A 26,999-nucleotide genomic window follows, 5' to 3' on the forward strand; every position below is an offset into this window, starting at 1 on the left:
AAATTCTCGATCCGTTTAACGTCCCGGTCGAAGGACGGTGAAATCGAACGCGACTTAGGCGAGTTTGATTTCGACGTTCACGCCAGCAGCGAGGTCCAGCTTCATCAGAGCGTCGACCGTCTGGGCGTTGGGCTGCACGATGTCGAGCAACCGCTTATAGGTGCGCACCTCGAACTGCTCGCGCGACTTCTTGTCGATGTGCGGGCCGCGGTTCACGGTGAACTTCTCGATACGCGTCGGCATGGGAATGGGGCCACGAATAAGAGCACCCGTACGACGCGCCGTGTCAGCGATTTCGCCAGTCGCCTGGTCGAGAACGCGGTGGTCAAATGCCTTGAGGCGAATACGGATATTCTGTGCTTCCATTACCTATACCAATGCGAAAGAGCCGAAGAACGCCACTGTGGTGGGCGACGCCCTCAAAAACAAAAGGCCAGCCCCGCTTCTCGTTGCCGTTCTGCGGGCGGCCTTACCTAATTTCGTTACAACGGAAACGAATCTCCGCTGCGGTTGGCGCGCGTATATCGGGTGAGCCGGATTCTGGCAACCCATAAGTGTCACGAAAAGTACGCGCACGCGTCGAGTGCGGTCAGGGCATCCGCCCTTCCCTTGCTGTGCCAGCCCGTCTCCCCCTCCCAACCGCCCGATGATTATCCGATACGGTATCGGGTGGTTGGGAGGGGGAGACGGGCTGGCACCGAGGTCGGCACGGATGTGTCGACCATACCCTACATAAACTGAGGGCCGGCTCACCTATAGTGAACCGGCCCCCGAATTTGTCGCGCTCCGTGAGGAGCAACGGCTTACTTGGTGATCTTTGCAACCACGCCCGAGCCGACGGTGCGGCCGCCTTCGCGGATTGCGAAGCGCAGACCTTCGTCCATGGCGATCGGAGCGATCAGCTTGACGTTGATCGTCACGTTGTCGCCCGGCATCACCATTTCGGTGCCTTCGGGAAGGATCACTTCGCCGGTCACGTCGGTGGTGCGGAAGTAGAACTGCGGACGGTAGTTAGCGAAGAACGGCGTGTGACGGCCACCTTCGTCCTTCGAGAGGACGTAGACTTCTGCGCTGAACTCAGTGTGCGGCGTAACCGAACCGGGCTTCGCGAGGACCTGGCCACGCTCGACTTCTTCACGGCCAACGCCGCGGATCAGGGCACCGATGTTATCGCCAGCTTCACCGCGATCGAGCAGCTTGCGGAACATTTCAACGCCGGTGACGGTCGTCTTGGTGGTGTCCTTGATGCCGACGATTTCGACTTCGTCGCCAACGTTCACAACGCCGGTTTCGACACGGCCGGTAACAACCGTACCGCGACCCGAGATCGAGAACACGTCTTCGATCGGCATCAGGAAGTCCTTGTCGACCGGACGGTCGGGCTGCGGGATGTAGCTGTCGACAGCTTCCATCAGAGCCTTGATCGAGTTTTCGCCGATTTCCGGATCACGACCTTCGAGAGCGGCCAAAGCCGAACCCTTCACGATCGGAATATCGTCGCCGTCGAAACCGTACTCGCTGAGGAGTTCGCGGATTTCCAGCTCGACGAGCTCGAGGATTTCCTCGTCGTCAACCTGGTCAACCTTGTTCATGTAGACGACCAGCTGAGGAACGCCGACCTGACGGGCAAGCAGGATGTGCTCGCGGGTCTGCGGCATCGGGCCGTCAGCTGCGTTCACAACCAGGATAGCGCCGTCCATCTGCGCTGCACCGGTGATCATGTTCTTCACGTAGTCAGCGTGACCCGGGCAGTCGACGTGAGCGTAGTGACGGTTGTCGGTTTCGTATTCGACGTGTGCGGTCGAGATGGTGATGCCGCGCTCCCGCTCTTCAGGAGCCTTGTCGATGTTTGCGAAATCGACGGCCGAACCCTGGACCTTGGTGATTGCTGCGGTCAGCGTGGTCTTACCGTGGTCAACGTGACCGATGGTGCCGACGTTGACGTGCGGCTTGTTACGCTCAAACTTTTCCTTCGCCATTTCTCTAATAACCTTCTTTTTGAAATTGATTGCTTCGCGGGAGAAAGGGCGGGCCCGCTGAATCAGGCGCCGCCCCTAGCGTTTAGCGCCTGCTTACGCAAGCTTCTCCTTAACCTCTTGCGCCACAGCCTGCGGCACTTCGTCGTAGTGGCTGAACTGCATCGAGTACTGGGCACGGCCCTGAGTGAACGAACGCAGCTCGTTGACGTAACCGAACATGTTGGCGAGCGGCACGTTGGCTTCGACCGCCTGGGCGTTGCCGCGCGTGTCGGTGCCTTGAATCTGGCCACGACGGCTGTTGAGGTCGCCGATGACGTCGCCGAGGTAATCCTCGGGGGTCACGACTTCAACCTTCATGATCGGCTCAAGCAGCTTGATGCCCGACTTCTCGGCCACTTCACGCATTGCACCGCGAGCGGCGATTTCGAACGCGATCGCGCTCGAGTCGACGTCGTGATACGCGCCATCATACAGGTTAACGGTGAAGTCGATGATCGGGAAGCCGACGAGGTGACCGCTTTCGGCCTGCTCGCGGAAGCCCTTTTCAATCGCGGGGATATATTCCTTCGGAATGTTACCGCCCTTGATCTCATCTTCGAACACGAAGCCCTGACCGCGCTCACCCGGGGTGACCTTGATCTTGACGCGGCCAAACTGACCCGAACCACCCGACTGCTTCTTGTGGGTGTAATCCACGTCGACAGGACGAGCGAGATATTCACGGTAAGCCACCTGCGGCGCACCGACATTGGCTTCGACCTTGAATTCGCGCTTCATGCGATCGACGAGAATGTCGAGGTGAAGCTCGCCCATGCCTTTGATGATCGTCTGGCCCGATTCGTGATCGGTCGTGACGCGGAACGAGGGATCCTCAGCAGCCAGACGATTGAGCGCAACGCCCATCTTTTCCTGGTCGGCCTTGGTCTTGGGTTCGACGGAAAGCTCGATCACGGGATCGGGGAATTCCATCCGCTCAAGGATGATCGGCTTGGAAGGATCGCACAGGGTGTCGCCCGTGGTCGTTTCCTTCATGCCTGCCAGTGCAACGATGTCGCCGGCAAACGCCTCATCAATGTCTTCACGCTCGTTGGAGTGCATCAGCAACATACGGCCGATCTTTTCCTTCTTGTCCTTCACCGAGTTCAGGACCGAGCCCTTTTCGAGCTTGCCCGAATAGATCCGGGTGAAGGTGAGGCTGCCTACGAACGGGTCGTTCATGATCTTGAACGCCAGCGCGCTGAAAGGCGCATCGTCCGATGACGGACGCGATGCTTCTTCGTCGCTGTCGGGCAGGACGCCCTTAATCGCGGGAACGTCGAGCGGCGACGGCATGTAGTCGATGACCGCATCGAGAAGCGGCTGAACACCCTTGTTCTTGAACGCCGAACCACACAGGACGGGGACGAATTTCTGCTCAAGCGTGCCCTTGCGGATCAGGCGCTTGAGCGTCTGAACGTCAGGCTCGTTGCCTTCGAGATAGGCTTCCATGACGTCATCGTCCTGCTCAACGGCAAGCTCGATCAGCTTCTCGCGGTATTCTGCCGCTTCGTCAGCCATGTCGTCAGGGATCGGGCCGAACGAATATTCCGCGCCGAGGTCTTCGTTCTTCCAGGTGATCGCGCGCTGGTTGACGAGGTCGACGAGGCCTTCGAGGCTCGATTCAATGCCGATCGGCAGGTACAGGACAGCCGGGGTCGCACCGAGGCGGTCGATGATCGACTGCACGCAGTACTTGAAGTCGGCGCCGGTGCGGTCGAGCTTGTTGATGAAGCACATCCGCGGAACCTTGTACTTGTCGGCCTGACGCCAGACAGTCTCGGACTGCGGCTCAACACCGGCAACGCCGTCAAAGCAGGCAACCGCACCGTCGAGCACGCGCAGCGAACGCTCGACTTCAATCGTGAAGTCGACGTGGCCGGGGGTGTCGATGATGTTGATGCGGTGCTTGGGTGTGTTTTCGCGCAGCGCCTTGGGATCCGACATCGGATCCATGTCGGGGTCTTCCGGGTTCCAGAAACACGTGGTCGCAGCCGAGGTGATCGTGATGCCACGCTCCTGCTCCTGCTCCATCCAGTCCATCGTCGCAGCGCCATCGTGCACTTCGCCGATCTTGTAAGACTTGCCAGTGTAGTAGAGGATACGCTCGGTCGTGGTGGTCTTGCCGGCATCGATGTGTGCCATGATGCCGATATTGCGATAGCGCTCCAGCGGATAATCGCGGGCCATAATATCTTCCTTAGGGTCTCGTGGGGGCCGCCAATGACGGGTCGGCCCCCATATAGTGACGATTGTGACAGGCGAAAGACGTGAGCCCTCGCCTCCCCACAACCTTTACCAGCGGCGTGACTGATTCACCGGTTTACCACCGGTAATGTGAGAAGGCGCGGTTCGCGTCCGCCATGCGGTGCGTGTCTTCGCGCTTCTTGACGGCGTTGCCGCGGTTGTTGGCGGCGTCCATCAGCTCACCCGACAGACGGGCGCTCATGGTGGTTTCGGGGCGACCACGAGCCGCACCGATCAGCCAGCGGATCGCGAGAGCCTGGGCACGCTCGGGGCGAACCTCGACCGGCACCTGATAGGTCGCACCACCAACACGGCGGCTGCGGACCTCGACCTGCGGCTTCACGTTGTTGAGCGCATCGTGGAACAGCTGCACCGGATCGGCCTTGGCTTTCGCCTCAACCGTTTCGAGCGCCGAGTAGACGATACCTTCAGCAACGGCCTTCTTACCGTCAAGCATGAGGTTGTTCATGAACTTCGAGAGAACCTGATCACCAAAACGGGGATCGGGCAGGATGACCCGCTTTTCGGGACGACGACGACGTGACATGTTCAAAACTCCTTTGGAGAGCCGCTCGCATCCGCGAGCGTCTTGGCGGCGCCGGCCCTCTCCCCCGCCCTTCCACCCGGATTGTATCCGTATGGGTGGAACGGCGGGGGAGAGGCCCGTCACCGCGTCTCAATTACTTCGGACGCTTGGCGCCGTACTTCGAGCGGGACTGCTTGCGGTCCTTCACACCCTGCGTATCGAGCACGCCGCGAAGGACGTGGTAGCGAACGCCGGGAAGGTCGCGAACACGGCCGCCGCGGATGAGCACAACGGAGTGCTCCTGCAGGTTGTGGCCTTCGCCCGGAATGTAGGAGATGACTTCGCGCTGGTTCGTCAGGCGCACCTTGGCGACCTTACGCAGAGCGGAGTTCGGCTTCTTCGGCGTCGTCGTATAGACGCGCGTGCAGACACCGCGCTTCTGCGGGTTCTGCTCCATCGCAGGGACCTTCGACTTGGCCTTCTGCGGGGTGCGGCCCTTGCGGACCAGCTGGTTGATCGTCGGCATAAGTTACTCTTCACCGTTGTCTTGACCCATCAGCAAAAGTGGGCACCGGTTTTGCGCCCGGATGGATCAATTATGAATGGTGGCGACTTGCGGACGATTGTGCGTGGAGTGCTGCTCGTGCCCTGCCCGCCATTTCGCGGGCTGCTTGCGAGACGAACGCCGCGATCGCGGCGATCTCGCAAGGAAAGCACAAGCTGAAAACGCTCCACCCAAATCGGCCACTCGGCCACCGGGTTACTTTGTCGGACCGCCCCACACCCGCGCTTCCCCGTCAAAAGGTACGCGCGAGCCCAATAGAAAAGGCCTCACTCATTTCGAAGCGAGACCTGCAGGACGAACCGGCAATGTTCAGCTCTATTGTTCGAAGACTCGGGACAGGCGCATGGCAAGCCGGTCTTCGGATGGGCGCGCACTTAAGCGAGGATGGCCAGAAGGTCAACCCGAACGCAGCCGATTTTCGCGCTGCCCCGCGTGCCCGTCCATGATATAGCCTGCCCGCCATGCCCAGCAAGCCCGCCTCTCCCATCGAGATCCACACCCGGCTGGAAAACGGCAACCCCGTTTGCATTCGCACCATACGCGAGGACGACCGCGAGCTGATGCGCGCTGGCATCGCGCAGATGTCCGACCGGTCGCGCTATCTGCGCTTCTTTTCCGGCGCGCGCACCGCACCCGATTGGGTGATAGAGCGGCTGATCGCAGCCGACGGGCACGACCATATCGCATGGGGCGCAATCGACACGGGCAAGGACGACCAGCCCGCCATCGGCGCGGTCCACGCCTTTCGCGACCACGAGGATGACGATTGCGCGGAGTTCTCCGTTGCCGTGCTTGACGAGTATCACGGCCTTGGCCTTGGCAAGCTGTTGACCGCAACGATCCTGCTCGACGCGATAGACGAAGGCATCGCCGAGTTCGAGGTCAACATGCTGGCCGACAATGCGAGCGCGCTGGACTTCACCCGCTCGCTAGGCGGCAAGATCAAGGGCCACGACCGAGGGACGCTGGAATTCGTACTCGACGTAAAAACCGCCCTCGCCAGGCTGAAAGCCGAATGCGACCCACCCGGCATGGCAGAGGTGTTCGCGGCTTTTGGGTGAGAGGTTTGGTGGGGGTTGCGGGGCAAATGAACCAATTCAAGTCAAACTACGAGCTTAAGGCTAGCCCCGGTGAATGGCGAGGGGCTCCGACCTGCTAAATCGAAGATGAAGTTTTCGAGTTCCTCGAGCGGAATCTTTAAGCCATTTGCGATATCTGCTTTAGTCATTCGCTCAGACCAAAGAGCTATTAGTACTTTCTCCCACACGACCGATTTTTCTCGCTCCACGCCAACTGGCTCGCCACTCCGATATCCTTGCTTGCCGAGGTCGATACAAATTGATCGGTAAACCCAATCGCTAATCAGCCGAAGCTTGTGAAGGCGATAGGCAAGAGCCATTGCCGAAACTCTCCAGCGATCTTTCTTTCGTATTACCTGTGCCGCGGTCGAAATGCCAGAAATCTGCCCCTTAATGTCCGCTTCTGGCATTAGAAATGCGGAAGCGAACGCATCTGCCTGGTATTCGGCTCCTTTGTCATTCTTGGCCCCTGCATGGTGATGCATGACTAAGTGACCCAGTTCGTGAGCACTATCGAAAATCGAACGCTCAGGCGTCTTTCTCTGATTGAGAAAAATGTACGGGTTGTCCGCCTTCCAAAAAGAATAGGCATCTACATTCGCAGTGTTTTCAGAAAGCGATAACACTCGAACGCCGTTAGATTCCAGTAAGGCGAGCATATTACCAATCGGACGATCGCCTAGCCCCCAATGCTGCCTCAAAAGACGCGCAGCTGTATCTGGCCGATTCCGTTCTTTATTAAGGTCAATTAGATTCGGGGAGGGCAAGTTGAATCGGTGCTCAACCCATTCGTATAGCTCGACCCCTAAAGACCCCGCTGCAAGTGCGGCGTCACGCTCGGCAGCACCCATCTTTGAGAGGCTCCGAAAACTTACGCTCTCTGCATTGATGACTTGTGGTGGCTCCAACCAAAAAAATTCGAACGGAAAGCCTAAAGCGCTTGCGAGCGCTCTCGCTGTGTCCTCTTCGACTTGATGACCGTTCTCGGCCTTCGATACCGTCACAGATGTAAGGCCGGACTTTTTCGCCAGCTCCTTCCCCGTGAGTTTTCGCCTTTGTCGAGCGACCCTCAACCTCTCACCTGAAAAATGCATGGCCTACTTCTTCAAACTGACCGGTACGTCGAATTCAGAGATCGGACCTGTCTCGGGATCGATCTCTTCGGACCAATCACCTCCAACTCCACGAATGAGAATACGTTCGATGAAATCGGTGTAGGCCCCGTCCGAGATGATAGGATGCGATAGTTCTACTGAGCCATCCTCACCGACCATAACATAATACGTGGGGACACCGTCGGTTAGGGCTCCGGTAGGAGTTCCCATCTCAACCCCAGAGTAATCAAAAAGAGTTGGCCCACTCATCCCTTCAGCAGCTGTACCTTTCGCCGACCGTGGCATTGGTGGGAAGGTCACGTCACATGCATGGTCAACGTTTTGAAAACCGATTCTGAGGCCCAATTCACGATTAATGACAGACTCAATATTTTGCGTGCGATCAACGCTCCATATCCCGTCCAAGAGTTGGTTGCGCAATTCATTCACGCCATACACGTAAGCCAAGGTGCCCGGCGCATTCTTAGGCATAAGGGGGCTCGCGTCTTCTGCCTGCGCCTTAGCTACGTCCGCGATTGCGAGTATCTGGCCGCGAACCAATCCGAAATCGTGCAGGCGTGCGTCGACCTCTTGTTCAGTTTCGATAATTTGCGTGGCGAACGAGGTCATAGGGATTTCCTGCCGTTTAACAATTTCTCCATCATTGGAGGTGCAAGAAATTAAACGCAAGCCTTGATTCAACGCTTTCCACAGCGTTCGCAGAAGTCAAAGGCACGGCCTGTGCTGCCCATTTTCCTACACGCCCAAAACCTGCCAAATCCCCTGGTCCTTTCCTCTCCACAAAAGGACCGCGCGATGAAAACCCCTCCCTACGATCCCACGAAGCCCCTTCCGCCCGGTCGCCCGGATGCCGGGTGGCAGCCTCGTGGGGATACGGATCAGCATGCGCATAATGGTGGCTGGGCGGCGCATCTTGATGCTGGGACGATTGGGAACAACCCGCCCTGCCCTCCCGAAGTAGCGGCTCGGCGGGAGGCGAATGAGGCGGTTTTGCGCTCGCATTCGCGCTGGCTCGCGAATTATCGCTAGGACCGTGTAACATGCGGTCCACTTCTCGGTTTTCTGCGGGTTACGAGGGGGTCTGCCACTCGCTCCTGAGCAGGCCGTAGAGGTAGATGTCGCACAGGCCCGCATGGGTGCTCTCGTGCTCGCGCAAGTGGCCCTCGCGGGTGAAGCCGAGCGCTTCGAGCAGGCGGACCGAGGCGGCGTTGCGGGTGTCGACTTCGGCGGTGAGCTTGCGCGCGCCTGCGTCCTCGATTGCGGCGGTGAACAGGTGGCGGATCAGCGCCTCCATGCATTCGCGCGCGACGCCTTCGCGGGTGCGGTGGGTGGCGGTGATGTAGCCGACCTCCTCGACGCCCTTCTCATGCGCGGGAAAAGCGACGAAGCGGCCTGCGACGTCTCCGCCCGCATCCTCGGCGATCCAGGTGCGCCCGTTCCAGTCGGGATCGGCGAACCAGCCCCACAGCTCCTCCTCAGAGGTGAATGCGGGCCGGGTGAGGTAGAGGCTGACATCGTCGTCCGACATGGTCGGGAAGAGCGCGGCTGCATCCTCGCGCCGGAGCGGGCGCAGGGTGAAGCGGGGCGTGGTGAGGGTTTGGACGGCTCTCATCCCTCGCGCTGATACGCGAGGCGAAGCCGAGTGCAAGCCCGACCGGGCGCCCGCAGCGACGCGACCTTCAGGTCGTGTGAGCGAGGACACCGCACCCCGGATGGGGTGCGTCAGTCAGGAAGTGAGGTACTCGACGAGCGCCTTGACCTTCTTGGAGCGCCATTGCGGGACCGGGGCGACCAGCCAGTAAGCGCGGCGGCTCTCCACCGGCTCGTCCAGCGCGGTCAGCTGCCCGCGCTCGATCGCGCCCGCGACCAGCGGCAGCGGGAGGACGGTGCGGCCCATGCCGGCAAGCGCGCTCGCCAATGCCTGTCCGGCAGAGCCCGCCTTGATGCACGGGCGAACGCCTTCGGGCAAAGCGGCTCCGGGCCAGTCGATCCAGGAATCGCGCGCCTTGGGAGCTTCGACCGTGACGCGGCGGGCCTCGGCCAGCTGGGTGCCTTCGAGCTCTCCCGGCCCGTCGACCAGCCGGATTGCGAGGTCGAGATTGGCTTCGGTGAAGTCGGCGCCCTCATCGGCGAGGATGGTGTAGACGACGCCGGGGGTGCCCGCCTGGAATTCGGCAAGGCGCGGGCTGAGCCACTCGGCATAGAATTCGCGCGGGGCAGCGATGGTGTAGCGGTCGCTGGATTGGCCCGCCTGCATCGCGGCCACGCTCTCCTCGAAGCGCAGGAAGCCTTCGCGCAAGGGATCGAGACCGGCCTCGCCCTCGGGCGTGAGCTCCAGCCCCTTGGACGTGCGGCGAAACAGGACCACGCCGAGGTGATCCTCAAGCGCGCGGATCTGCTGACCGACGGCGGCAGGCGTCACCGCAAGCTCGTCAGCTGCGCGGGTGAACGACAGGTGGCGCGCGGCGGCGTCATAGACGCGCAGGGCGTTCAAGGGGAGGTGCGTGCGTTTCACGATGGCTCGCTTAGAAGCGAGCGCACGCTATCGCAAGATCAATGCAGGTTGTGGTCCTGAAACGCCTTCTATCAGGCGGCTGGACTACCGACCGTCGGCGGTTTCGGGCGCGGCGAGCGGGAAGAACGGGATGCGCACTTCGAGCGGGGTGCCGTCAGCGCGGTGAAAGGTGTAGAACCCTTCCATCGAGCCATGGGTGGTCGTCAGCGGACAGCCGGAGACGTAATCGTGGCTCTCTCCCGGAGCGAGGACGGGTTGTTCGCCCACGACCCCTTCGCCATCGACATGGTTCACCATCCCGCGCGCATCGGTGATCCGCCAGTGACGGGTCTGAAGCTGAATCGCTTCGTGCGATCCGTTCTCGATGCGGATGTGATAGACCCAGAACCACTTGCCCGCGTCGGGGTGCGATTGCTCGGGCAGGAAGTTGACCGCGACGCGCACGGTAATGCCCTCGGTGATGGCGGCGTGTTGGAAAAGTTCCTTCATACGAATCTATACGTAGCAATTCTCGTTGAGGCCTCAAGAGCGGGATAGCTCTTATTCACCTGCGAAACACGCAATCCCTGTACGACAGGCCGGCACAATGCACGATAAACGAACGTCTGCGCACTTCACCGGTTCCGACCAAGCGGAGTTTTGAGGGCCTTTGGCAAAGCCATGCCCTTGCCGCGCGCGCGGCGACTGCGCTAGGTGATTGCCGACTGCGAGGCGTGGCGGATGCACCGTTCGCCGACGCACTTCGATCATCCAACGAGCCAGCAAACCCGATCATGCCCCACCTCACCTGCGTGCTGCACCATCATATCGGGCAGGAAGGCGCCTTTGAGAAAGGGCTGGGCCTGACCAGTTCGCGAGAGGCGTTCGAACGGCATCTGGCTTGGCTGGGTGAGCGATACGAATTCGTCTCGCTCGATCAGGTGTTGAGCGGCGATCTGCCGAAAAAGCCCCTGCTGCTGACATTTGACGATGCGTGGCACTCGGTCCTTGGCATCGCCCGCGATGTGCTGAGCCCGCGCGGGATTCCAGCCGTCTACTTCATCAATCCCGGCATGGTGGAAGAGGGCGCGATCTCGCTCGATTCCATGCTGGCCTATGCGGTGAACACGTTCGGGATCGGTGAGGTCTGCAAGGCGCTTGGCCTGCCTCGCTGCGATGCGGTTCATTCGGTGATTGTGAACGACATGGCAAAGCTTGGCTCTGCCGAGCGTCAGGGCGTCGTTGCCGAGCTGATCGCTAAGTTCGGCCCCGTGGACCTTGACCAGCGCGCCCGGCTGTTGTCGGGAGATGACCTCAAGGAACTCGTCTCTCTCGGGATCGAGATCGGCAATCATACGAAGACCCATGTGCACTGCCGCAGCCTGTCCGCAGACGAGATGCAGGAAGAGATCGCGGGCTCAAAGGCATTGCTGGAAGAGCTGTCGCAAAGCCGCGTGCGCTCGCTCTCGATACCCTACGGACACGAGCTCGATCTGACCGACGAAGTGCATCGCCATGCGCGCGAAAGTGGGCATGAGGCGATCTTCCTCGTGCATGCCCGCGCCAACTGGCTGCGCCCGGCAAAGGACGTCTGGTATCGCCGCTCGCTGACGAACCAGTCTAATCGTGAATTGGCCATGGAACTTCAGATCAAACAGCATCTGCGCTCAGCCCGAAAAGCGGTGCTGGGATGAAGCGGCTGGTCATCATCACGGGCGACGGGCGCGAGCACAAATACGTGACCAATGCGCTTTGCAAGGCTTATGACGTTGCCGCGATCCTGGTCTGCGATCCGCCGGCCAAGAGGTCGTGGAAGAAAGTGCTCAAACGCAATCCCGAACAGTTCCTGGGCAAGGCGCTGCGCGGTGTCTTCCTCAAGATCACGCGCGACAGGGAAGCGCGCGAGGCGAGCCTTGCGCGGGTGCTGGGGGATACGTCCGAGCGGTTTGAGCGCGCAGATATCGTGCAGCGGGTCGGTAAGCCCAAGGCTGGCGGCCTTTTCAAGGCGGTTCAAGCCCTGCAACCACACGTGCTCGCGATTTATGGCACCGGCATGATCCCCGACAACGTGCTGGAGAGCGCCGGCGATATAGCGCTCAACATGCACACCGGGATCTCGCCGCATTATCGCGGGGTGAGCTGCGCTATGTGGCCGATCCTCGATGAGCGGCCGGACATGGTCGGGGCAACCGTCCACGAATGCACTTCTGCGGTCGATGGCGGCAGGGTGTTCTTCACCGGCCAGGCATCCTTGCAGTCAGACGACAACCTGCACACCGTCTTTGCCCGTGCGGTGGAGGTCGGCGCGCAAGGATACGTGACAGTTGTTGGCGAGGTGCTTCAGGGAACTGCCGTGGGTGAAGAGCAGGACCACGCGATCGGAACCGAGTATCGGGGCAAGGATCTCCACATCCGAACCGAACTTGCGGCGCGAAGGGCGCTCAAAAGGCTGCGCAAATCGGGAAGGCTGGCGACCTAGCAATCACCCCTTCTCAAGCTCATCCTCAATCTGGTCGAGCCGCTCTTTGCCAAAGAACATTTCCTGCGGCCCATCCTTTGGCCCGACAAACAGCGTGGGAATGCCAAACGCGCCGCGTTCGACCGCCCTGTCAGTGTTGGCGACAAGGCCCTGTTTCACTTCGTCGGTCTGAGCCCGCTCGAACAGGTCCTGCGCATCGAAGCCAGCCGCCGCGACCGCTGCGCCGAGAGCCTGCGGGTCGGTGATATCGATACCCTCTTCCCAGATCGCGGGGAGCAGGCTCTCGACAAACTGAACGCCGCGTCCGTCCTGATCGGCTGCAAACAGCATCCGCTGGAGCGTGATCGAGTTGAAGGGGAATTTGGGATGCAGCCTGTATTTGGTCAGCTGATGCTTTTCGATGAAGCGCCGCATCTCCAGCATCGAATACTCGACCTTGCCCTTCACGTCCGCATCGCGGATCATCGGGGGAGCATTGCCGGTCAGCTTGTGCATTCCACCCAGAAAAACGGGCGTCACGTCGAGTTCGGCACCCGTACGCTTGATCAGATCGCGTAGCGGCCACCAGATCATGTAGGCATTGGGACTGACGAAATCGAAGATCAGCTCGACGCGGCTTGCCATGGGAACTCTCCTGAAGAAGCTTTCCCAATGGCTCGCACGACGCGGCGAACGTTTCAAGTCTGTTTTTCAGACGTAGTATTTTTGGCGCCCTCAGACGCCGGGCGCGGCCCATGCGGGCCGCTTGGCTTCGCCGTATAAGCGACGGCGCGCGGTCGCGCTTGCGACGTCAATGACGTCGATGCGCCCCGCGCGTTACGCCGTGCAGCCCGCGACAAGGCTTCGCTCAACCCGTCGGTGACAGTCCCAGCTCAACCCCGGTCCTGTCTTCGAGAGCGAAGCGGTCGAACAGGTCTGCGCTTGCGGTGTTCAGGCCGACGACACGCGTGTGACGGCCATTGCGACGCATGCGTTCAATCACTTTCTCAAGCGCACCGATGGCAGAGATGTCCCAGAAATGCGCCTGGCTGACGTCGATCACCACGTGATGTGCCGCGTCCTCGAACTGGCTTTCCGGCCCGAGCAGTTCGACGAAGCGATCGACGCTGGCGAAAAAGATCTCGCCCCTCACGTGGTAGACTGCAGAGTGCGGTCGGCGCACACGCTCGACAGTGAACATGTTCTTCACCTTCTGCGCGAAGAAGATGCCCGACAGCAGCACGCCGACAAGCACGCCAAGCGCCAGATCGTGGGTCCACACAACCGTGACAACCGTCGCGATCATCACGATCGAGCTGGTCGGCGGGTGGCGGCGCAGATTGGGGATCGAATTCCAGCTGAACGTGCCGATGCTGACCATGATCATCACCGCGACAAGCGCAGGCATTGGCACCTGCCCGACCCAAGAGCCGAGCACGGTGAGGAGAAACAGCAGGAAAGCGCCGGCCGTGAAGGTCGACAGTCGCCCACGCCCGCCCGAAGTCACGTTGATGACAGACTGGCCGATCATGGCGCAGCCGCCCATGCCGCCGAAACATGCCGCAACCACATTGGCGATGCCCTGCCCTGCGCTTTCGCGGCGCTTGTCGCTTTCGGTGTGGGTCATGTCGTCGACGATCTGCGCGGTGAGCAGGCTTTCCAGCAATCCGACCGCAGCCATGGTCAGCGAATACGGTGCGATGATCTGCAACGTCTCCCACGTCAGCGGCACGTCGGGCAGCGCGAAGGTCGGCAGGCCGTCAGGCAGTGTGCCCTCGCCCGCGACATTGTTCACCGGCAAGCCCCAATAGATCGCCGCAGCGGTCAGCAAGACGATGGCGACAAGCGGGCTTGGCACCGACTTGGTGATGCGCGGAAAGCCGTAGATGATGCCAAGGCCGACCGCGACCATCGCCCATGTCCACGGGCCCACGCCCTCATTACCCGGCATCAGCTGCGGGATCTGCGCCATGAAGATGAGGATCGCGAGCGCGTTGACGAACCCGGTGATGACACTGCGCGAGACGAACTGCATCAGCAGGTCGAGCCGCAGGACCGCCGCGATACCCTGAAAAATGCCCATCAGGATCGTTGCGGCGAAGAGGTAATCGACCCCGTAATCGCGCACCAGCGGGATCACCACAACCGCAACCGCAGCCGTGGCGGCTGAGATCATGCCGGGTCGCCCGCCAGTAAAGGCGATCACCATGGCAATCGCGACACTCGCATAGAGGCCAACGCTGGGATCGACGCCCGCGATCAGCGCAAAGCCGATGGCTTCGGGGATCAAAGCGAGCGCAACAACGATGCCGGCGAGAATGTCCGCGCGCGGCTGAGCGAACCAGTCACGGCGGAAGTTTTCCGCGAAAGAGCGGGTCTGGGTCATGGTCGGATCTATCCGGGAATGATTGTGAGCCGGACAGGTGGAGAGAAAAAGCCCGGACTGGAAATGTATCCGCGCCCCATAGGCAATCATGCTGCATTGCACAACAGCGCGCGCTCAAGTGCGTGGTTAAATCGGCGTTAGCGTCGTTCGCACCTGAATTGTTAGGAGGCTCTGGTTCAGCAGGGTCAGCGTCCCGGTAGGCTTAACGGCACGCCGGGGCATGGCGAAGGCCACACGAAAAGTCGTTCCAACCGCTGCGCAAGAGACCAATCGATCGCAGCGGATGTGCTTAGGAGCCGGGGTGGTGCGTTGTACGCAGCGCCCCGGCTTTTGCATCGTGACGCTAAATCCCCGCCGCTGACAGGGCGCGGTCCATGTCTTCGGTTATGTCGGCAATGTCTTCAAGGCCGACATTGATCCGCAAGAGGCCCTCGGTCACGCCCATTTCCTCGCGCGCCTCTTCGCCCATATTGGCGTGCGTGGTGCTGGCCGGGTGACACAAGAGGCTGCGCGCGTCGCCGATATTGTTCGATATGTCGATCAACTCAAGCGCATCGAGGATCTGGAAGGCGCGCTCGCGGCTGCCGACGTCGAAGGCGAAGATTGGCCCGGTTGCGTCCATCTGGTCGAGCGCGAGTGCGTGGCGCGGATGACACGGCAGACCCGGATGGCGCATTTCGCCGCCCGCTGCACGAATACGATCCCGCATGAACTCGCCCAGTTTTACCGCATTCTCGCTCTGGCGATGAGCGCGCAGGTCGAGGGTCTCCAGCCCCTTGTGCACGACCCATGCGTTGAACGGCGATATGGTAGGGCCGGTGTTGCGCTGGAAAGGCATGAGCGTTTCATTCACCCACTCCTCACTTGCGCAAATGGCCCCGGCCAGCACCCTGCCCTGACCGTCCATCAGCTTGGTCGCGCTGTAAGCCACGACATCCGCGCCGAACTCCATCGGGCGTTGCAGCGCGGGCGAGGCGAAGGCGTTGTCGACCACGGTGGTAATGCCGCACCCGCGCGCAAGGTCGCACACGAATTGCAGGTCGACGATATCGAGCGTCGGGTTCGCGGGCGTTTCGAAGAAAAACACCTTGGTGTTGGGGCGCACCGCCTTTTCCCATGCGTCGTTATCGCCGCTGTCGATTACGCTGGTTTCAATGCCGAACTTGGGCAGGAGATTATCGACCAGCCAGCGGCACGATCCGAACGCCGCGCGCGCGGCAACCACGTGATCGCCTGCCGAAAGCTGGCACAGGAGCGCCGCCGTCATCGCCGCCATTCCGCTCGCCTGGGCGCGGCAGGCTTCGGCCCCTTCAAGCAGCGCGATCCGTTCTTCCAGCATCGCGACGGTCGGGTTCTGAAGGCGCGAATAGGTCATGCCCTCGGCCTCGCCCGCAAAACGATCGGCCACAGTCTGCGCATCGTCATAGGTGTAGCCCGAGGTGAGGAACAGCGCCTCGCTCGTCTCGCCATGTTCGCTGCGCCACGTCCCGCCGCGCACGGCCTGTGTCGCGGGTCGCCATTTGCGCGTCGTCGCGCGATCCATTCCGGTGCTCTTCTTCATCGCGCTACCGATTAGTCGTCGGAGGGGTCGCCCGCAAGGTCGCTCGCAAGCAGGCCTTCGCGGGCCGTGCGTGCGTGGCCGACAACGCCTAGCATCAACGTTCCTTCAAGGAGGGTCAGCAGATAGCGCGCTCCTCCTGCAGGATCAGGGTCGTCCTCGGGCATCTGCCCTTCCAGCCATGCGAGCTGGTCGGTAATCATCGCTTCGGCCGCTTCGGCATATCCGGGAAGCCCGCGCGCGCTGCCTGCCACGATCTCCCACCATAGCACCATAAACGACTGCATTCCCGGCTGACGTCCCTGCGCCAAGATGCGCGCAAAACACTGCTGACGCGATTGGGGGCGTCCCTCACCATGCTGCGCGGCGAGCGCCATCTCGAGCGCGTTGGCATAGACGCCCGCGACATAGCTCAGCAGCTCGCGCACCAGCGCTTCCTTGTTGCCGAAATGGTAGATCAGCATCCGGTCGCTGGTCCCCGCCGCTTTGGCCAACGGCCTGAGGCTCGCCCCGCCCAAGCCGTGCTGCAGCACATGCGAGGCGAGCGGCGGGAGCAGCATTTCTTTCGACATTTGAGGTTTTGTGGAAGGCATGATCTTTCCGCTTGTAGCGAATGCTACATTCGATTAGAAGGGTGCGTAGCAACTGCTACATGAAAGGCGGCATGATGGACTTTCTCCAAACTCTCTTCTTCCTTCTTCTGGGCGGCGCCACCATCGCGGGCGCCTATATTCTCATCGCCAAGCCCGAGCGAGGCAACCCCCTCGCAGCGGCGCTGCTATGCGCGATGTTCTCCGCATATACGGCGGTCCAGATCGCGCAGGAGGGCGTGGTGATGTTCTTCACCAACCATTCGCAAAACCTGACTGGTATTCAAGTGTGGTGGGATCTCGCCATGCTCGTGGTGATCGCTTTCTTCTTTATCGCACCGCGCGCTCGCGCCGTTGACATGAATCTGTGGCTCTGGGCGCTTCTCGTTCTGCCGACTGCTAGCATCGGACTTCTCGCCATGTGCGCGCGACTGTTCTATCTCGAACGCGCGCAGGCAGGCACGCCAACCGCCTGATCATAAATGCCTAACACGCTTGCAGGGGCCTGAGCGCTTGCCTAAGCGCTCAGCCTCATGAGCGAGGCCCAAGCACAGCCTGTCCAAAACGCACCAGAGTCGCTTCATCGCGCTCATGAAAGCGCGCCGGAGCATTCAGCCGATCCGTGGGGCTGGTGCCTTCTGATCCCTGCGATCTTCGCGCTGATCGCGGGCTTCAGGCTGACCACCCCTTCCGCACCCTATTTCGACGAGGTTCACTACCTTCCCGCCGCGCGCGAATTTCTCAACGCATGGGCGGGCGTGACCGGCGAGTATGTGAACCGCGAACATCCGCTGCTCGGCAAGGAGCTGATTGCGCTGGGCATGTATGTGTTTGGCGACAACCCGTTTGGCTGGCGGATCATGTCGCTCATCGCCGGGATCGTGGCCGTGGGCGCGAGCATGCGGGCGATGTGGCATACGAGCGAGGACCGGTTTGCAACCGTCGCTTTCGGCATCCTGCTGGTCACCGGCTTTCACCTGCTCATCCATGCGCGCATTGCGATGCTCGACATCTTCATGGCGGCATTTCTGTCTATCGCTGCATGGCAGTTTGCCGCCGCCATCCGTGAGCCGGAAACGGGCCGCCAGCGCCTGATCGTGACCGGCATTGCAATCGGCTGCGCGCTGGGAAGCAAATGGAACGCGGTGCCGCTGGCGATGGTGCCGGGCCTCACCTTCTTTGCAGCGCGTTTGTCTGCCGGCCGCCGCCGTTTGTTGACGAGCCGGCGGGGTGTGCCGGTACCGGGGATCAGCCTTGTCGAAGCGTTCGTCTGGCTCGGCATTCTGCCAATTGCGGTCTATGCACTCACCTTCATGCCGGGGCACTGGCTGGGCAGCGAGCTTCGCCCTTCGCCGCTCACGGAGCTTGGCCTGATCGGATTGCACGGCGATATGCTCGCTCTTCAACAGCAGGTGCTCGCGCCGCATTCCTATCAGAGCAACTGGCCGCAATGGGTGATGAACACGCGCGGTATCTGGTATCTTTACGAATTCGTCGACGAAGCGCAGCGCGGGGTGCTGTTGATCGGCAATCCGCTCACCATGCTGCTTGGCCTGCCCGCGATCGTGTGGTGCTTTGTCGCCGGGCTTTATCGCAGCGACTGGGCGAAGATCGCGATGGTCGTGGGTTACGGCGTCAGCCTCGGCCTGTGGCTGATCGCGCCCAAGCCGGTCCAGTTCTACTACCATTACGTGATGCCCAGCATGTTCCTGCTCGGCGCGCTCGCCCTGTCGCTCAGCGATGTGAGGCAGGCGGGCTGGAGCAGGTCCGCTTATGGTGTGATCGCGGCGAGCGTTGCCGTGTTCGCGGTGTTCTACAAGATCCTGACCGCCGCGCCTCTGGACGGCCCGATGAGCTTTGCCGACTGGACCTGGATCGCAGGCTGGAGGTAAGTTTTTTTGCGCACTCAGACGCCGGGCGCAGGCCATCCGGCCTGCTTGGCTCCGCAGCCGTCTAGGCTAAAACCGGCCCCACACGAAACGGCTGGATAGCGCATAGTTCCACACCGAACCGATCAGGATCCCCGCCAGCGCTGCGAGCGCCCAGAACAAGCCTTGCGATTGCAACAAAGTCGCCACCGCGACATTGGCAAACCCGCCGACCGCGCATGTCAGGCAAAAGCCCGCCCAACCCCGCAGAAACTCTCCCCAACCCTTCAACCGCCGGTCGCGATAGGTCAGCCAGTTGTTGAGCCAGAAGTTGAAGCTCATCGCGACAAGGACTGCGCCCAGTTGCGCCTTCCAGAAAGTCGCGGTCATGTGCGGGAAAAGCGTGGCGAGCACGGCGTAATGCACGATCACGCCGAGGCCCCCCACGGTGCCAAACAGCGCAAAGCGCGTGGGGATCACACGGCCCAGCGTCTTGTCATAGAGCCCTGCGAGAAAGTCGAAGGCAATGGCACGGTCGAGCTTGCTTTCACCTTCGCGGCGTTTGGCGAATTTCAGCGGGAATTCCTTCACTCTCATCGGCGCATCCGAGGTCGCAAGCAGGTCCAGCAAAATCTTGAAACCGATGCCCGACAATCGCGGCACGAGTGCGCGCGCAGTGGCGGTGGGGAGCATGAAATAGCCGCTCATCGGATCGGTCAGATCGACCCCGGTGATGCCTCGCGCAATGCGATTGGCGAAGGTTGACAGCCTCTCGCGCTCGGGCTGCTGCCAGTCGGCAGTGCTTGCCCCTTCGGCAAAACGGCTGGCGACGCAAATGTCAGCCTCGCCTGCTTTCAATGCCGCCAGCATCCCGGCAAGCAGCGCAGGGTCGTGCTGATGATCGGCGTCCATCACCGCCGCGAACGGTGCGGCAGTGGCGCAGAACCCCTCTATCGCCGCGCTTGCAAGGCCGCGCCTGCCGATACGCTGGATGACCCTTACGCGGTGGTCGCTGCGTGCGAGGTCGCGGCCTTCGTCGGCGGTGCCGTCCTTGCTGTCATCATCGACGATGAGGACTTCCCAGCCCCCGTCTCCAGCGACACTGTCAAGCGCCGCCTCGATGCGTTCGACCAGGGGCGCAAGGTTGCCGCGCTCGTTGAGCGTGGGAAGGATGATCGCAAGCTCAAGGCTCATTGCGCAAGTGCTGGCTAAAGCCGCTCCCTCACCGCGTCGCCAATGGCCTGCGTCCCGTGTTCGCCGCCCAGATCGCCGCCGAGAAAACCGTCGGAAAGCGCTTTTTCAACCGCCGCCTCAATGCGCGCCGCCTCGCCTTCAAGGCCGAAGGAATGGCGCAGCATCATCGCCGCTGAAAGGATGGTCGCCATCGGGTTGGCGATGCCCTTGCCCGCAATGTCGGGCGCGCTGCCGTGGATCGGTTCGTAGAGGCCGAATATGCCGTACTCGGTGCGGCGCTCGCCCATCGAGGCGCTGGCGAGCAGACCGATCGACCCGACCGCCGCGCTGGCCAGATCGGACAGGATATCGCCGAACAGGTTGCCGGTCAGGATCACGCCGAAGCTGCCCGGATTGCTGATGATCTGCATCGCGGCATTGTCGACATACATGTGGGCAAGCTCGATATCGGGATGAGCGCCCGCCGCCGCGTTGACCGTGTCGCGCCACACTTGGCTGGTTTCGAGCACGTTTGCCTTGTCGACGCTGGTCACACGGTATTTGTCATCGCCTGCGCGCGCCGTCCGGAACGCGACGCGAGCAATGCGGCTGACCTCGCTTTCGGAATAGGACATCATGTCCCACCCCTCGCGCGTGCCGTCGATAGCCACGCGTTCGCCCTTGTCGCCGAAATATACGTCGCCGGTGAGTTCGCGCACGATCATCATGTCAAGCTGACCCGCGATCTCCGGCTTCAGGGGAGAGAGGTGCTCCAGCCCCTCGTAAACCTTGGCCGGGCGCAGATTGGCGAACAGGTCCAGCTCCTTGCGAAGCCCTAGGATCGCCTGTTCCGGCCGCAGATGCCGGTCGAGCCTGTCGCAATCGGGATCGCCGACAGCGCCGAACAGCACGGCATCGCAGGACTTGGCAATCGTCAGCGTTTCGGGCGGGAGCGGATGGCCGTGGCGTTTGTAGGCGATACCGCCGACGTCGCCTTCGAACAGGGTCAGGCCCGGCAGGTTCACTGCCTCAAGCACTTTCACCGCCTCGCGGGTAACTTCGGGGCCGATACCGTCGCCCGGCAGAATTGCGATCTTCATAACCTCGCCCTCACTCGATCATGCGCTTCAGGCGCTCCCCCAGCGCATTCCTGGCGGCCATAACATCGCGGGGGTTTCCCGCAAGAAGGTAGTCGCGGATGGGGCGATGAAGCTGGCGGAAGGCTTCGAACTGGGTATCCAGATCGGCGGCCATATCGGGCTTCTCGCCGCCATAGCCAAGCTCGCGCAGCAGCATCGCCTCGAACGCCACCATCGCGGCGAGCCAGCCGCGCGCGCTGGGCGCATGGCAGATCGCCTCCAGCAGCGCTTCGAGCGCGGAATAGAGCGAAGGGTATGGATTGCGCTCGGCCAGTGTCGATGCGGTCAGGGCACAGGCCCATCCGATCGCCGCCGCAGGAAGCGGCTCGGTCATCCACGCCGCGCGGCTGGTCGAAAGCTCAATCCGCGCAAATGGCAGCTGGTTGTCCGACTTTGATCGGATCTCCGCTTCAACAGAATTGCCGGGAATGACCACGGGGCGCAGCTGCCGCCCTCGCCCACCGGCGACATAGGCGGCGACGAGGCCGTGTTCCTCAGTCATCAGCCGGGCAATAACCGCCGTCTCCCCATGCGCACGCGCTGCGACGAGGATCGCGGGGACGGAGATGTTCAAATCACGTAACCCTATTCGGCCTCGGCCAGACCCAGCTGCTCTTCGATGAATTCCGCCTGCTTGCGATAGTAGAACAGCTGGTTCGACAGTTTGCGCCAGCCGTGCCCTTCGTCGGGAATGCGCACGAAGGGTGCCTCGACGCCGTTCTCGCGAAGGGTCTTCACCATCACCTCGGTTTCGTAGATGTCGATGCGCGGGTCCATCACGCCGTGCGAATAGAGCACCGGCACGCGTATCTGGTCGGCTTTGCGGATCGGTGAGTTGACGCGGTAGAACTCGCGCCAGCGGTCTTCGGTGATGTCGCCATATTCGATCCGGTCAGACGCCTTGAGCGCGGGCGAAGCGACCTCTAGCGCGGTGATCCAGTCGGCGACACCGAACAGCGACACCCCTGCAGCAAATTCGCCCGGATATTCGGCCAGCACGGCGTTCACGGCATAGCCGCCGTATGATCCGCCCATCACCGCAGCTCGACCACCGTCAATCAGGCCATCGGCGGCAAGCGCATTCTTGAGGTCGACAAGGTCGCTGATCGAGTTCAAGCGGTTCTCCCGGTCGTCGAGCGTCGCATAGGTGCGCCCAAGTCCGGTGCTGCCGCGCACATTAGGCTCGAACACCGCAACGCCTCTTGCGACGTGGTACTGCGCAATCGGGTCGAAGCTTGCCTGCGACTGGCCCGAGGGTCCGCCGTGAACGGAGAAGACCACCGGCGGCGCGTCGTCGCCCGTACCGGCTCCTTCGGGAAGATAAAGCAGGCCCTGCAATTCCACCCCATCGCGTGCAGGATAGCGCACGACCTGCGGGCGGATGAGGCGTTCGGGATCAAGGCCGGCATAGTTTGCAGCGAACAATTTTTCGGCGGTGCCCGCGACCGGGTTCGTCATCCACAATTCGCCGGGCGTTTGCCAACCGCTGACGCGGATCAGCAAGTCGCCCTCTGCCTCGCAATCGAGCGCATAGGTGCCTTCGGGCATTTCGGGCATAGCGATGGGGCGCTTCTCCACCACCTGCCAGCCGCGAAGGCGGTCAAAGCCGTCATCATTCTCGGTCCAGTAGAGGGTGGAGCCACCCCCGCCTGCGCCGCACAGTTCAAGGTTCTCGACATCGCGGTCCGATCCGAAGACCATCTCGAAACTGCCGCTTTCGACATCGTAGAAGGAGAGCGCGCCATATTCGCGGCCAAGATTGGTCGAGAAATAGAAGCCGCGCGAATTGGGCCACCATTCGAACCCGCCCAGTGTATGGCTTGCGCGGTCTTCAACCGGAGGTTTGGAGATTGTGGTCATCTCCTTTGTCTCGAGATCGAGGAGGTAGAGATTGTCCGCATCCTCGCCCACCGCTTCGGTCACGATGGCGTATTTGCCATCCGGCGAGATCGAGCGTGCGGCAAGGCCAAGCTCGCTTTCGACCAGCAATTCGGACGCGCCGTCCATGGTGCCGCGATAGATGTCGAAGACCCCTGCCCCGCGCGCGGTCGAGGCGTAGATAAAACTGCCATCCTCGGCAAAGCCGCCAAAAATGCGAAAGTCGCCGCGCGCTGCGGGCAGGATTTCGGTTTCGCTCATCCCGTCGGGCGTGAGGACGAAATAGCCGGGCTGTTCATTGCCGTCGCGGTCTGCGGAATAGAACAGGGCTGACCCGTCCGGTGTCCATACGGGTGCGCCCACTCCGGTCTCGAACGTCACCTGCCGCGGCACGCCGCCGCTTGCGGGCATGACCCAAAGCTCGCTCTGCCCGGTAATGTCCCATGAAAACGCAATGGTCTCGCCATCGGGCGACAGGTTGGCTGAACCCGGACCGCCAGCGAGCAGATAGCGCGCAATGTCTGCCGGGTATTCGCCCGCGCGGCCCAACGTCACGGCGCCGCCATCAGGCTCCATCGCCTCAATCGACAGGTCCGCGCCCTTTGCGCCCCCGAACGTCTCCTCTGCATCTTGCGCATAGGCAGCGGACGACAGCGACAGCGCGGTTGCGGCGAGCAGAATGGATCGGATCATGGATGCCTCGTGGTTTGCTTTTCGAAACGAGAGTTTCGCACGCGAGCCTAGAGCATCGTGTTGTGTGTGCAATCCTGCGATTGGCAGGGAAGCGCCTGGAAATTACTTTCCGGCGAGCTTCTTTTCCAGCTCGGCCACCTTGGCTTCGAGAGCGTCAGCCTGTTCGCGGGCCTTTTGTGCCATCGCCTTGACCGTGTCGAATTCCTCACGGCTGACGAAATCCATGCCGCCCATCGCCTCGCGCATACGTTCGCGAGCGCTTTCGCGCGCTTCACGCGTCATGCCGGCCATGGTGCCAGCGGCGCTGTTAGCGAGTTTGACGAAATCGGCGATGATCGGGTTCTGGCTTTGCATGGCTCGCTATTTGGCGACGAGCGTTGCGATTGTCCAGAACCAACCCATCAAAACTCGATGCGCTCTACCGCCCCTTCGCCGGCATCCGCACCGCCATCGGGGTTGGCTTCGATGAACTGGTAGTTGAGCACTGCAGCAAAGCATACCCACGCAAGGTAAGGCAGCATCATCAGGGCAGCGATCTGGCGCACCCGCCAGAACGCGGCGATGACAAGCAGCAGGCTGACCGCGACATAGATCAGGACATAAAGGCCAAGGGTCATCTCCTGCATTCCAAAGAAGACCGGTGTCCATGCAAGATTGCCGATGAAATGGAGCGCGAACAATATGATTGCGAGGCCCCTGCCCGAAGCGCCCCACGCGCTCACCACAAGCGCAAGCGCAAAGCCGACGATGACGTAAAGGATGCCCCAAACGATCCCGAATGCCGCGGTTGGCGGGAAGATCGCGGGCTTGGTCAGGCTTTGAAACCAGACCGTGTCGGGACTTCCCAACTGACCGGCGGTAAAGCCCAGCAACACTATCAACGGAACCAGAAACAACGACCAGCGCAGGAAACTTGCCCGCAGCTGGGCTTTCGAAGCCAGAAAATTCATCTCGTCTCCCAACATAGTCGAGCCGCTTTCAAACGGCTCGCCGTGCCCTGTTTCCGCGTCCCCGCTAGCGCGCCTTGATTCGCAATGAGTCGCGCACTCAGCGGGCGATACACGAGCGAATAAGGCACGCCAAACCCTGCACGCACGGCCTGTGCGCAGACCGCGCCGATTTGGGACATTGCTCCTCAAAATCAGTGAATTGAGCGGCGCGAGGCGCGGATCGATCAGGCCGACATGATTAACAGCGTTCGCGCTTTCGCCACATTGTGATAGCTTCGCCACATTCTTGCCGTGATTCGGGGCGCCGTTCGGCAGGAATTTCCACTCGCGCGCCTCACCTTTGCCAACTGAGCCTTGGGTCGGGGGGAGGAAACCCGTGCAAGGTTCGATGAGGGGACGAATTAATGAAAAAGACCAACTTCGCATCGATGCTCGCCGTCGCTGGTGGCCTCGCAATCTCGACCGCAGCCTGCACCCCGCCGGCTGAAGAGGGCGACACCGCCGCTGACGAGACTTCGGTTGAAGAAGCTGCTGAAGAAGCTGCTGAAGAAGTCGCCGATGCTGCTTGTGAAGCTGCTGCAGAAGTCGCTTGCTGCGCCGCTGAAGGCTGCTGTGCAGCTGGTTGCTGTGCTGCTGAAGGCTGCTGTGCAGCTGGCTGCTGCGGTGCCGCCTAAGCGCACCTACGCATCAGCGTAATCACAATCCGGCCGGCGAGAACGAGAGTTGTCGCCGGCCGTTTTGCATTCTAGTCTCAGTGACATGGCAAGCTCCCCCGACACAATTTCTGCCCCGCCCTCCAGGCCCTTGACCACCGTCGAGGCCGCGCATGTGGTGATCGAAACCATCACGCAGATGGCGCAGGAGCAAAAACCGCTGATGCTGCGCGTCGTGCCCGAGGAAGGCGCGAATTTCTGGAAGCATTATCCGATCAAGGACGCGCGCGACAAATACTGCAAATCGCGCTGGTACTACCACGTCCATGCGCCCGGCGGCCGCGACACGGATGAACACGGGCATTTCCACCTGTTCCTCCACCGCACCCAGTTGCCCGAGGGGCTGGAACCGAAGGTGTGGCCGCCACAGGGCGAGGATTGCAAGGCGCACGTGACGCATGTGATCGGCCTGTCGATCGACACCAACGGCATCCCGCGCGCCTGGTTCACGGTGAACCGCTTCGTGACCAACGAATTCCTGTTCCCCGCCGACGTGATGATCGAGCACCTGCCCGATTTCAACACCGACCACACGCCCGAAGACGACCTCGTGAACCGCTTCGTCACTGCAATGGTCGCGCTTTACCGCGAAGAAATCGCCCAGCTCCTGCGCGAACGCGACGAAAAGCAGGCGGAACTGGTCGCACAGCATGGCGAAAAGGCAGCATACGAGAAGGACAGCGGGATCGAAGTGCTCTCGCAAATCCCGATCGACCTTGATGCCAAGCTCGGTTCGCTGGAGCTGGAGTAGCCCTCGGTTCGGCTAGCCCCGCCGCGCCGAAATCAGGAATTCTACATTGCCCTGCGGGCCGGTGATCGGGCTTTCGACAATGCCTTCGATGTCCCAGCCAAGCCCCTCCAACCATTGACGAACCTCGTTGCAGACCCGTTCGTGCAGGGCCGGGTCGCGGACCACTCCGCCTTTGCCGACCTCGCGCTTTTCAACCTCGAATTGCGGCTTGATCAGCGCGACCAGCTGGCATTGCGGGGCCGCCAGTTCGAGCGGGCGTTCAAGCACCTTGGCCAGCCCGATAAAGCTCGCATCGCAAACCACCCAGTTGCATGACCGGTCAATGTGATCGCGGGTCAGGATGCGCGCGGAGGTCTGTTCGTGGACGGTCACGCGGCTGTCCTGGCGCAGCTTCCATGCGAGCTGGTTGGTCCCGCTATCGACCGCGAAGACATGCACTGCGCCCTTGGTGAGCAGCACGTCGGTGAAGCCGCCGGTTGAGCTGCCCACGTCGATCGCAACCGCGCCCGATGGATCGATGTCGAAATGCTCGATCGCATGCGCCAGCTTGATCCCGCCGCGGCTGACCCACGGATGGTCGCGCCCTCGCACTTCGAGCGCGGCATCCTCGGCGACCTGCTGGCCGGGCTTTGCCACCTTCTCCTCGCCGACGAAAACGACGCCCGCCATCACCAGAGCCTGCGCGCGCGTGCGGCTCTCGGCAAGTTCGCGTTCGACCAGCAAGTGATCGACACGCTTCCTGGCCTGTTTCTTCTGAGGATTTTTCTTATCAGTCATGGACCCAAACGCCGTTAGCGCGCA

Annotated in this window: 28 protein-coding genes; 7 read left to right on the forward strand and 21 right to left on the reverse strand. The window is 61.5% G+C overall.

The window, feature by feature from the left end; genetic code table 11:
- Positions 1 to 54: 54 nt before the first annotated feature.
- From rpsJ to rpsL, 5 genes are all read right to left on the reverse strand, one after another.
- Entirely contained in the window at positions 55 to 366 is a 312-nt protein-coding gene (rpsJ, locus tag CD351_RS12070; protein WP_006831877.1) for a 30S ribosomal protein S10, read from the reverse strand.
- A 437-nt stretch (positions 367 to 803) separates the two neighbouring features.
- Positions 804 to 1,979: an elongation factor Tu gene (gene tuf / locus CD351_RS12075; RefSeq protein ID WP_111992865.1), complete on the reverse strand. Its 1,176-nt coding sequence runs from the start codon at positions 1,977 to 1,979 to the stop codon at positions 804 to 806.
- A 93-nt stretch (positions 1,980 to 2,072) separates the two neighbouring features.
- Complete coding sequence (gene fusA / locus CD351_RS12080; RefSeq protein ID WP_111992866.1) at positions 2,073 to 4,205, reverse strand: elongation factor G; 2,133 nt, start codon at positions 4,203 to 4,205, stop codon at positions 2,073 to 2,075.
- 133 nt (positions 4,206 to 4,338) lie between these two features.
- Positions 4,339 to 4,809, reverse strand: coding sequence for a 30S ribosomal protein S7 (rpsG, locus tag CD351_RS12085; RefSeq protein WP_111992867.1), 471 nt, complete (start codon positions 4,807 to 4,809; stop codon positions 4,339 to 4,341).
- A 133-nt stretch (positions 4,810 to 4,942) separates the two neighbouring features.
- The gene (rpsL, locus tag CD351_RS12090; protein WP_007164630.1) at positions 4,943 to 5,314 is read right to left on the reverse strand and encodes a 30S ribosomal protein S12; all 372 of its coding nucleotides are present in this window, start codon (positions 5,312 to 5,314) and stop codon (positions 4,943 to 4,945) included.
- A gap of 500 nt (positions 5,315 to 5,814) precedes the next feature.
- On the opposite strand from rpsL, the gene CD351_RS12095 reads away from it, so the two are divergent.
- Entirely contained in the window at positions 5,815 to 6,414 is a 600-nt protein-coding gene (locus tag CD351_RS12095) for a GNAT family N-acetyltransferase (protein ID WP_174214270.1), read from the forward strand.
- Positions 6,415 to 6,455: 41 nt separating this feature from the next.
- Here CD351_RS12095 and CD351_RS12100 read toward each other — a convergent pair whose 3' ends face one another.
- The 5 genes from CD351_RS12100 to apaG form a co-directional block, all read right to left on the reverse strand.
- Positions 6,456 to 7,526 carry an ImmA/IrrE family metallo-endopeptidase gene (locus CD351_RS12100; protein WP_111992868.1) on the reverse strand — a complete coding sequence of 357 codons (1,071 nt, stop codon included), beginning with the start codon at positions 7,524 to 7,526 and terminating at the stop codon, positions 6,456 to 6,458.
- 3 nt (positions 7,527 to 7,529) lie between these two features.
- Positions 7,530 to 8,156: a hypothetical protein gene (locus tag CD351_RS12105; protein WP_111992869.1), complete on the reverse strand. Its 627-nt coding sequence runs from the start codon at positions 8,154 to 8,156 to the stop codon at positions 7,530 to 7,532.
- Positions 8,157 to 8,616: 460 nt separating this feature from the next.
- Positions 8,617 to 9,159 (reverse strand): GNAT family N-acetyltransferase, encoded by a 543-nt coding sequence (locus tag CD351_RS12115; RefSeq protein WP_111992871.1) that lies wholly within the window; start codon positions 9,157 to 9,159, stop codon positions 8,617 to 8,619.
- A gap of 114 nt (positions 9,160 to 9,273) precedes the next feature.
- Entirely contained in the window at positions 9,274 to 10,062 is a 789-nt protein-coding gene (locus CD351_RS12120; RefSeq protein ID WP_111992872.1) for a LysR family transcriptional regulator, read from the reverse strand.
- 84 nt (positions 10,063 to 10,146) lie between these two features.
- Positions 10,147 to 10,551 (reverse strand): Co2+/Mg2+ efflux protein ApaG, encoded by a 405-nt coding sequence (apaG, locus tag CD351_RS12125; RefSeq protein WP_111992873.1) that lies wholly within the window; start codon positions 10,549 to 10,551, stop codon positions 10,147 to 10,149.
- A gap of 284 nt (positions 10,552 to 10,835) precedes the next feature.
- On the opposite strand from apaG, the gene CD351_RS12130 reads away from it, so the two are divergent.
- On the forward strand, positions 10,836 to 11,735 hold the full coding sequence (locus CD351_RS12130; RefSeq protein ID WP_162627710.1) for a polysaccharide deacetylase family protein: 900 nt from the start codon (positions 10,836 to 10,838) through the stop codon (positions 11,733 to 11,735).
- On the forward strand, positions 11,732 to 12,520 hold the full coding sequence (locus tag CD351_RS12135) for a formyl transferase (RefSeq protein ID WP_111992875.1): 789 nt from the start codon (positions 11,732 to 11,734) through the stop codon (positions 12,518 to 12,520). Before CD351_RS12130 ends, CD351_RS12135 begins: the two co-directional genes overlap by 4 nt.
- Positions 12,521 to 12,523: 3 nt before the next feature.
- On the opposite strand, the gene CD351_RS12140 is transcribed toward CD351_RS12135, so the two are convergent.
- The 4 genes from CD351_RS12140 to CD351_RS12155 all read right to left on the reverse strand — a co-directional run bounded on the left by CD351_RS12140 (position 12,524) and on the right by CD351_RS12155 (position 17,015).
- Positions 12,524 to 13,144, reverse strand: a complete 621-nt coding sequence (locus tag CD351_RS12140; RefSeq protein WP_111992876.1) for a 2-hydroxychromene-2-carboxylate isomerase — start codon at positions 13,142 to 13,144, stop codon at positions 12,524 to 12,526.
- 223 nt (positions 13,145 to 13,367) lie between these two features.
- Complete coding sequence (locus tag CD351_RS12145; RefSeq protein WP_111992877.1) at positions 13,368 to 14,885, reverse strand: SulP family inorganic anion transporter; 1,518 nt, start codon at positions 14,883 to 14,885, stop codon at positions 13,368 to 13,370.
- 343 nt (positions 14,886 to 15,228) lie between these two features.
- Entirely contained in the window at positions 15,229 to 16,446 is a 1,218-nt protein-coding gene (locus CD351_RS12150; RefSeq protein WP_111992878.1) for a PLP-dependent aspartate aminotransferase family protein, read from the reverse strand.
- An 11-nt stretch (positions 16,447 to 16,457) separates the two neighbouring features.
- Complete coding sequence (locus CD351_RS12155) at positions 16,458 to 17,015, reverse strand: TetR/AcrR family transcriptional regulator (protein WP_111992879.1); 558 nt, start codon at positions 17,013 to 17,015, stop codon at positions 16,458 to 16,460.
- A 95-nt stretch (positions 17,016 to 17,110) separates the two neighbouring features.
- Between CD351_RS12155 and CD351_RS12160 the strand changes: the two genes are divergently transcribed.
- Together CD351_RS12160 and CD351_RS12165 are read left to right on the forward strand one after the other, a co-directional pair.
- Positions 17,111 to 17,509 (forward strand): hypothetical protein, encoded by a 399-nt coding sequence (locus tag CD351_RS12160; RefSeq protein WP_234027126.1) that lies wholly within the window; start codon positions 17,111 to 17,113, stop codon positions 17,507 to 17,509.
- Between the two features lie 57 nt (positions 17,510 to 17,566).
- Positions 17,567 to 18,925, forward strand: a complete 1,359-nt coding sequence (locus CD351_RS12165) for a phospholipid carrier-dependent glycosyltransferase (RefSeq protein ID WP_111992880.1) — start codon at positions 17,567 to 17,569, stop codon at positions 18,923 to 18,925.
- 66 nt (positions 18,926 to 18,991) lie between these two features.
- On the opposite strand, the gene CD351_RS12170 is transcribed toward CD351_RS12165, so the two are convergent.
- The 6 genes from CD351_RS12170 to CD351_RS12195 form a co-directional block, all read right to left on the reverse strand.
- Positions 18,992 to 20,095, reverse strand: coding sequence for a glycosyltransferase family 2 protein (locus tag CD351_RS12170; RefSeq protein WP_111992881.1), 1,104 nt, complete (start codon positions 20,093 to 20,095; stop codon positions 18,992 to 18,994).
- Between the two features lie 14 nt (positions 20,096 to 20,109).
- Entirely contained in the window at positions 20,110 to 21,174 is a 1,065-nt protein-coding gene (gene leuB, locus CD351_RS12175) for a 3-isopropylmalate dehydrogenase (protein ID WP_111992882.1), read from the reverse strand.
- Between the two features lie 10 nt (positions 21,175 to 21,184).
- Positions 21,185 to 21,787 carry a DNA repair protein RecO gene (locus tag CD351_RS12180; protein WP_111992883.1) on the reverse strand — a complete coding sequence of 201 codons (603 nt, stop codon included), beginning with the start codon at positions 21,785 to 21,787 and terminating at the stop codon, positions 21,185 to 21,187.
- 11 nt (positions 21,788 to 21,798) lie between these two features.
- Positions 21,799 to 23,784 carry a S9 family peptidase gene (locus tag CD351_RS12185; RefSeq protein ID WP_111992884.1) on the reverse strand — a complete coding sequence of 662 codons (1,986 nt, stop codon included), beginning with the start codon at positions 23,782 to 23,784 and terminating at the stop codon, positions 21,799 to 21,801.
- Between the two features lie 102 nt (positions 23,785 to 23,886).
- A complete protein-coding gene (locus tag CD351_RS12190; RefSeq protein ID WP_111992885.1) occupies positions 23,887 to 24,138 on the reverse strand; it encodes an accessory factor UbiK family protein in 252 nt (83 codons plus the stop codon).
- 47 nt (positions 24,139 to 24,185) lie between these two features.
- Positions 24,186 to 24,734 (reverse strand): TspO/MBR family protein, encoded by a 549-nt coding sequence (locus CD351_RS12195; RefSeq protein ID WP_174214271.1) that lies wholly within the window; start codon positions 24,732 to 24,734, stop codon positions 24,186 to 24,188.
- A 519-nt stretch (positions 24,735 to 25,253) separates the two neighbouring features.
- Here CD351_RS12195 and CD351_RS15755 point away from each other — a divergent pair.
- Both CD351_RS15755 and CD351_RS12205 read left to right on the forward strand, forming a co-directional pair.
- Positions 25,254 to 25,430, forward strand: coding sequence for a hypothetical protein (locus tag CD351_RS15755; RefSeq protein ID WP_162627711.1), 177 nt, complete (start codon positions 25,254 to 25,256; stop codon positions 25,428 to 25,430).
- A 63-nt stretch (positions 25,431 to 25,493) separates the two neighbouring features.
- Positions 25,494 to 26,198 (forward strand): hypothetical protein, encoded by a 705-nt coding sequence (locus CD351_RS12205; protein WP_111992887.1) that lies wholly within the window; start codon positions 25,494 to 25,496, stop codon positions 26,196 to 26,198.
- 12 nt (positions 26,199 to 26,210) lie between these two features.
- Here the strand turns inward: CD351_RS12205 and CD351_RS12210 are convergent, their stop codons facing one another.
- On the reverse strand, positions 26,211 to 26,975 hold the full coding sequence (locus CD351_RS12210; protein ID WP_111992888.1) for a TlyA family RNA methyltransferase: 765 nt from the start codon (positions 26,973 to 26,975) through the stop codon (positions 26,211 to 26,213).
- Positions 26,976 to 26,999 lie beyond the last annotated feature (24 nt).

Origin of the sequence: Erythrobacter sp. KY5 (genome assembly GCF_003264115.1) — a bacterium.
Taxonomy (GTDB): domain Bacteria; phylum Pseudomonadota; class Alphaproteobacteria; order Sphingomonadales; family Sphingomonadaceae; genus Erythrobacter.

Bases quoted from the DNA above. Each gene is read 5' to 3' on its own strand.
- rpsJ (WP_006831877.1), bottom strand. From the start codon at position 366: ATGGAAGCACAGAATATCCGTATTCGCCTCAAGGCATTTGACCACCGC.
- tuf (WP_111992865.1), bottom strand. From the start codon at position 1,979: ATGGCGAAGGAAAAGTTTGAGCGTAACAAGCCGCACGTCAACGTCGGC.
- fusA (WP_111992866.1), bottom strand. From the start codon at position 4,205: ATGGCCCGCGATTATCCGCTGGAGCGCTATCGCAATATCGGCATCATG.
- rpsG (WP_111992867.1), bottom strand. From the start codon at position 4,809: ATGTCACGTCGTCGTCGTCCCGAAAAGCGGGTCATCCTGCCCGATCCC.
- rpsL (WP_007164630.1), bottom strand. From the start codon at position 5,314: ATGCCGACGATCAACCAGCTGGTCCGCAAGGGCCGCACCCCGCAGAAG.
- CD351_RS12095 (WP_174214270.1), top strand. From the start codon at position 5,815: ATGCCCAGCAAGCCCGCCTCTCCCATCGAGATCCACACCCGGCTGGAA.
- CD351_RS12100 (WP_111992868.1), bottom strand. From the start codon at position 7,526: ATGCATTTTTCAGGTGAGAGGTTGAGGGTCGCTCGACAAAGGCGAAAA.
- CD351_RS12105 (WP_111992869.1), bottom strand. From the start codon at position 8,156: ATGACCTCGTTCGCCACGCAAATTATCGAAACTGAACAAGAGGTCGAC.
- CD351_RS12115 (WP_111992871.1), bottom strand. From the start codon at position 9,159: ATGAGAGCCGTCCAAACCCTCACCACGCCCCGCTTCACCCTGCGCCCG.
- apaG (WP_111992873.1), bottom strand. From the start codon at position 10,551: ATGAAGGAACTTTTCCAACACGCCGCCATCACCGAGGGCATTACCGTG.
- CD351_RS12130 (WP_162627710.1), top strand. From the start codon at position 10,836: ATGCCCCACCTCACCTGCGTGCTGCACCATCATATCGGGCAGGAAGGC.
- CD351_RS12135 (WP_111992875.1), top strand. From the start codon at position 11,732: ATGAAGCGGCTGGTCATCATCACGGGCGACGGGCGCGAGCACAAATAC.
- CD351_RS12140 (WP_111992876.1), bottom strand. From the start codon at position 13,144: ATGGCAAGCCGCGTCGAGCTGATCTTCGATTTCGTCAGTCCCAATGCC.
- CD351_RS12145 (WP_111992877.1), bottom strand. From the start codon at position 14,885: ATGACCCAGACCCGCTCTTTCGCGGAAAACTTCCGCCGTGACTGGTTC.
- CD351_RS12150 (WP_111992878.1), bottom strand. From the start codon at position 16,446: ATGAAGAAGAGCACCGGAATGGATCGCGCGACGACGCGCAAATGGCGA.
- CD351_RS12155 (WP_111992879.1), bottom strand. From the start codon at position 17,015: ATGTCGAAAGAAATGCTGCTCCCGCCGCTCGCCTCGCATGTGCTGCAG.
- CD351_RS12160 (WP_234027126.1), top strand. From the start codon at position 17,111: ATGGACTTTCTCCAAACTCTCTTCTTCCTTCTTCTGGGCGGCGCCACC.
- CD351_RS12165 (WP_111992880.1), top strand. From the start codon at position 17,567: ATGAGCGAGGCCCAAGCACAGCCTGTCCAAAACGCACCAGAGTCGCTT.
- CD351_RS12170 (WP_111992881.1), bottom strand. From the start codon at position 20,095: ATGAGCCTTGAGCTTGCGATCATCCTTCCCACGCTCAACGAGCGCGGC.
- leuB (WP_111992882.1), bottom strand. From the start codon at position 21,174: ATGAAGATCGCAATTCTGCCGGGCGACGGTATCGGCCCCGAAGTTACC.
- CD351_RS12185 (WP_111992884.1), bottom strand. From the start codon at position 23,784: ATGATCCGATCCATTCTGCTCGCCGCAACCGCGCTGTCGCTGTCGTCC.
- CD351_RS12190 (WP_111992885.1), bottom strand. From the start codon at position 24,138: ATGCAAAGCCAGAACCCGATCATCGCCGATTTCGTCAAACTCGCTAAC.
- CD351_RS12195 (WP_174214271.1), bottom strand. From the start codon at position 24,734: ATGAATTTTCTGGCTTCGAAAGCCCAGCTGCGGGCAAGTTTCCTGCGC.
- CD351_RS12205 (WP_111992887.1), top strand. From the start codon at position 25,494: ATGGCAAGCTCCCCCGACACAATTTCTGCCCCGCCCTCCAGGCCCTTG.
- CD351_RS12210 (WP_111992888.1), bottom strand. From the start codon at position 26,975: ATGACTGATAAGAAAAATCCTCAGAAGAAACAGGCCAGGAAGCGTGTC.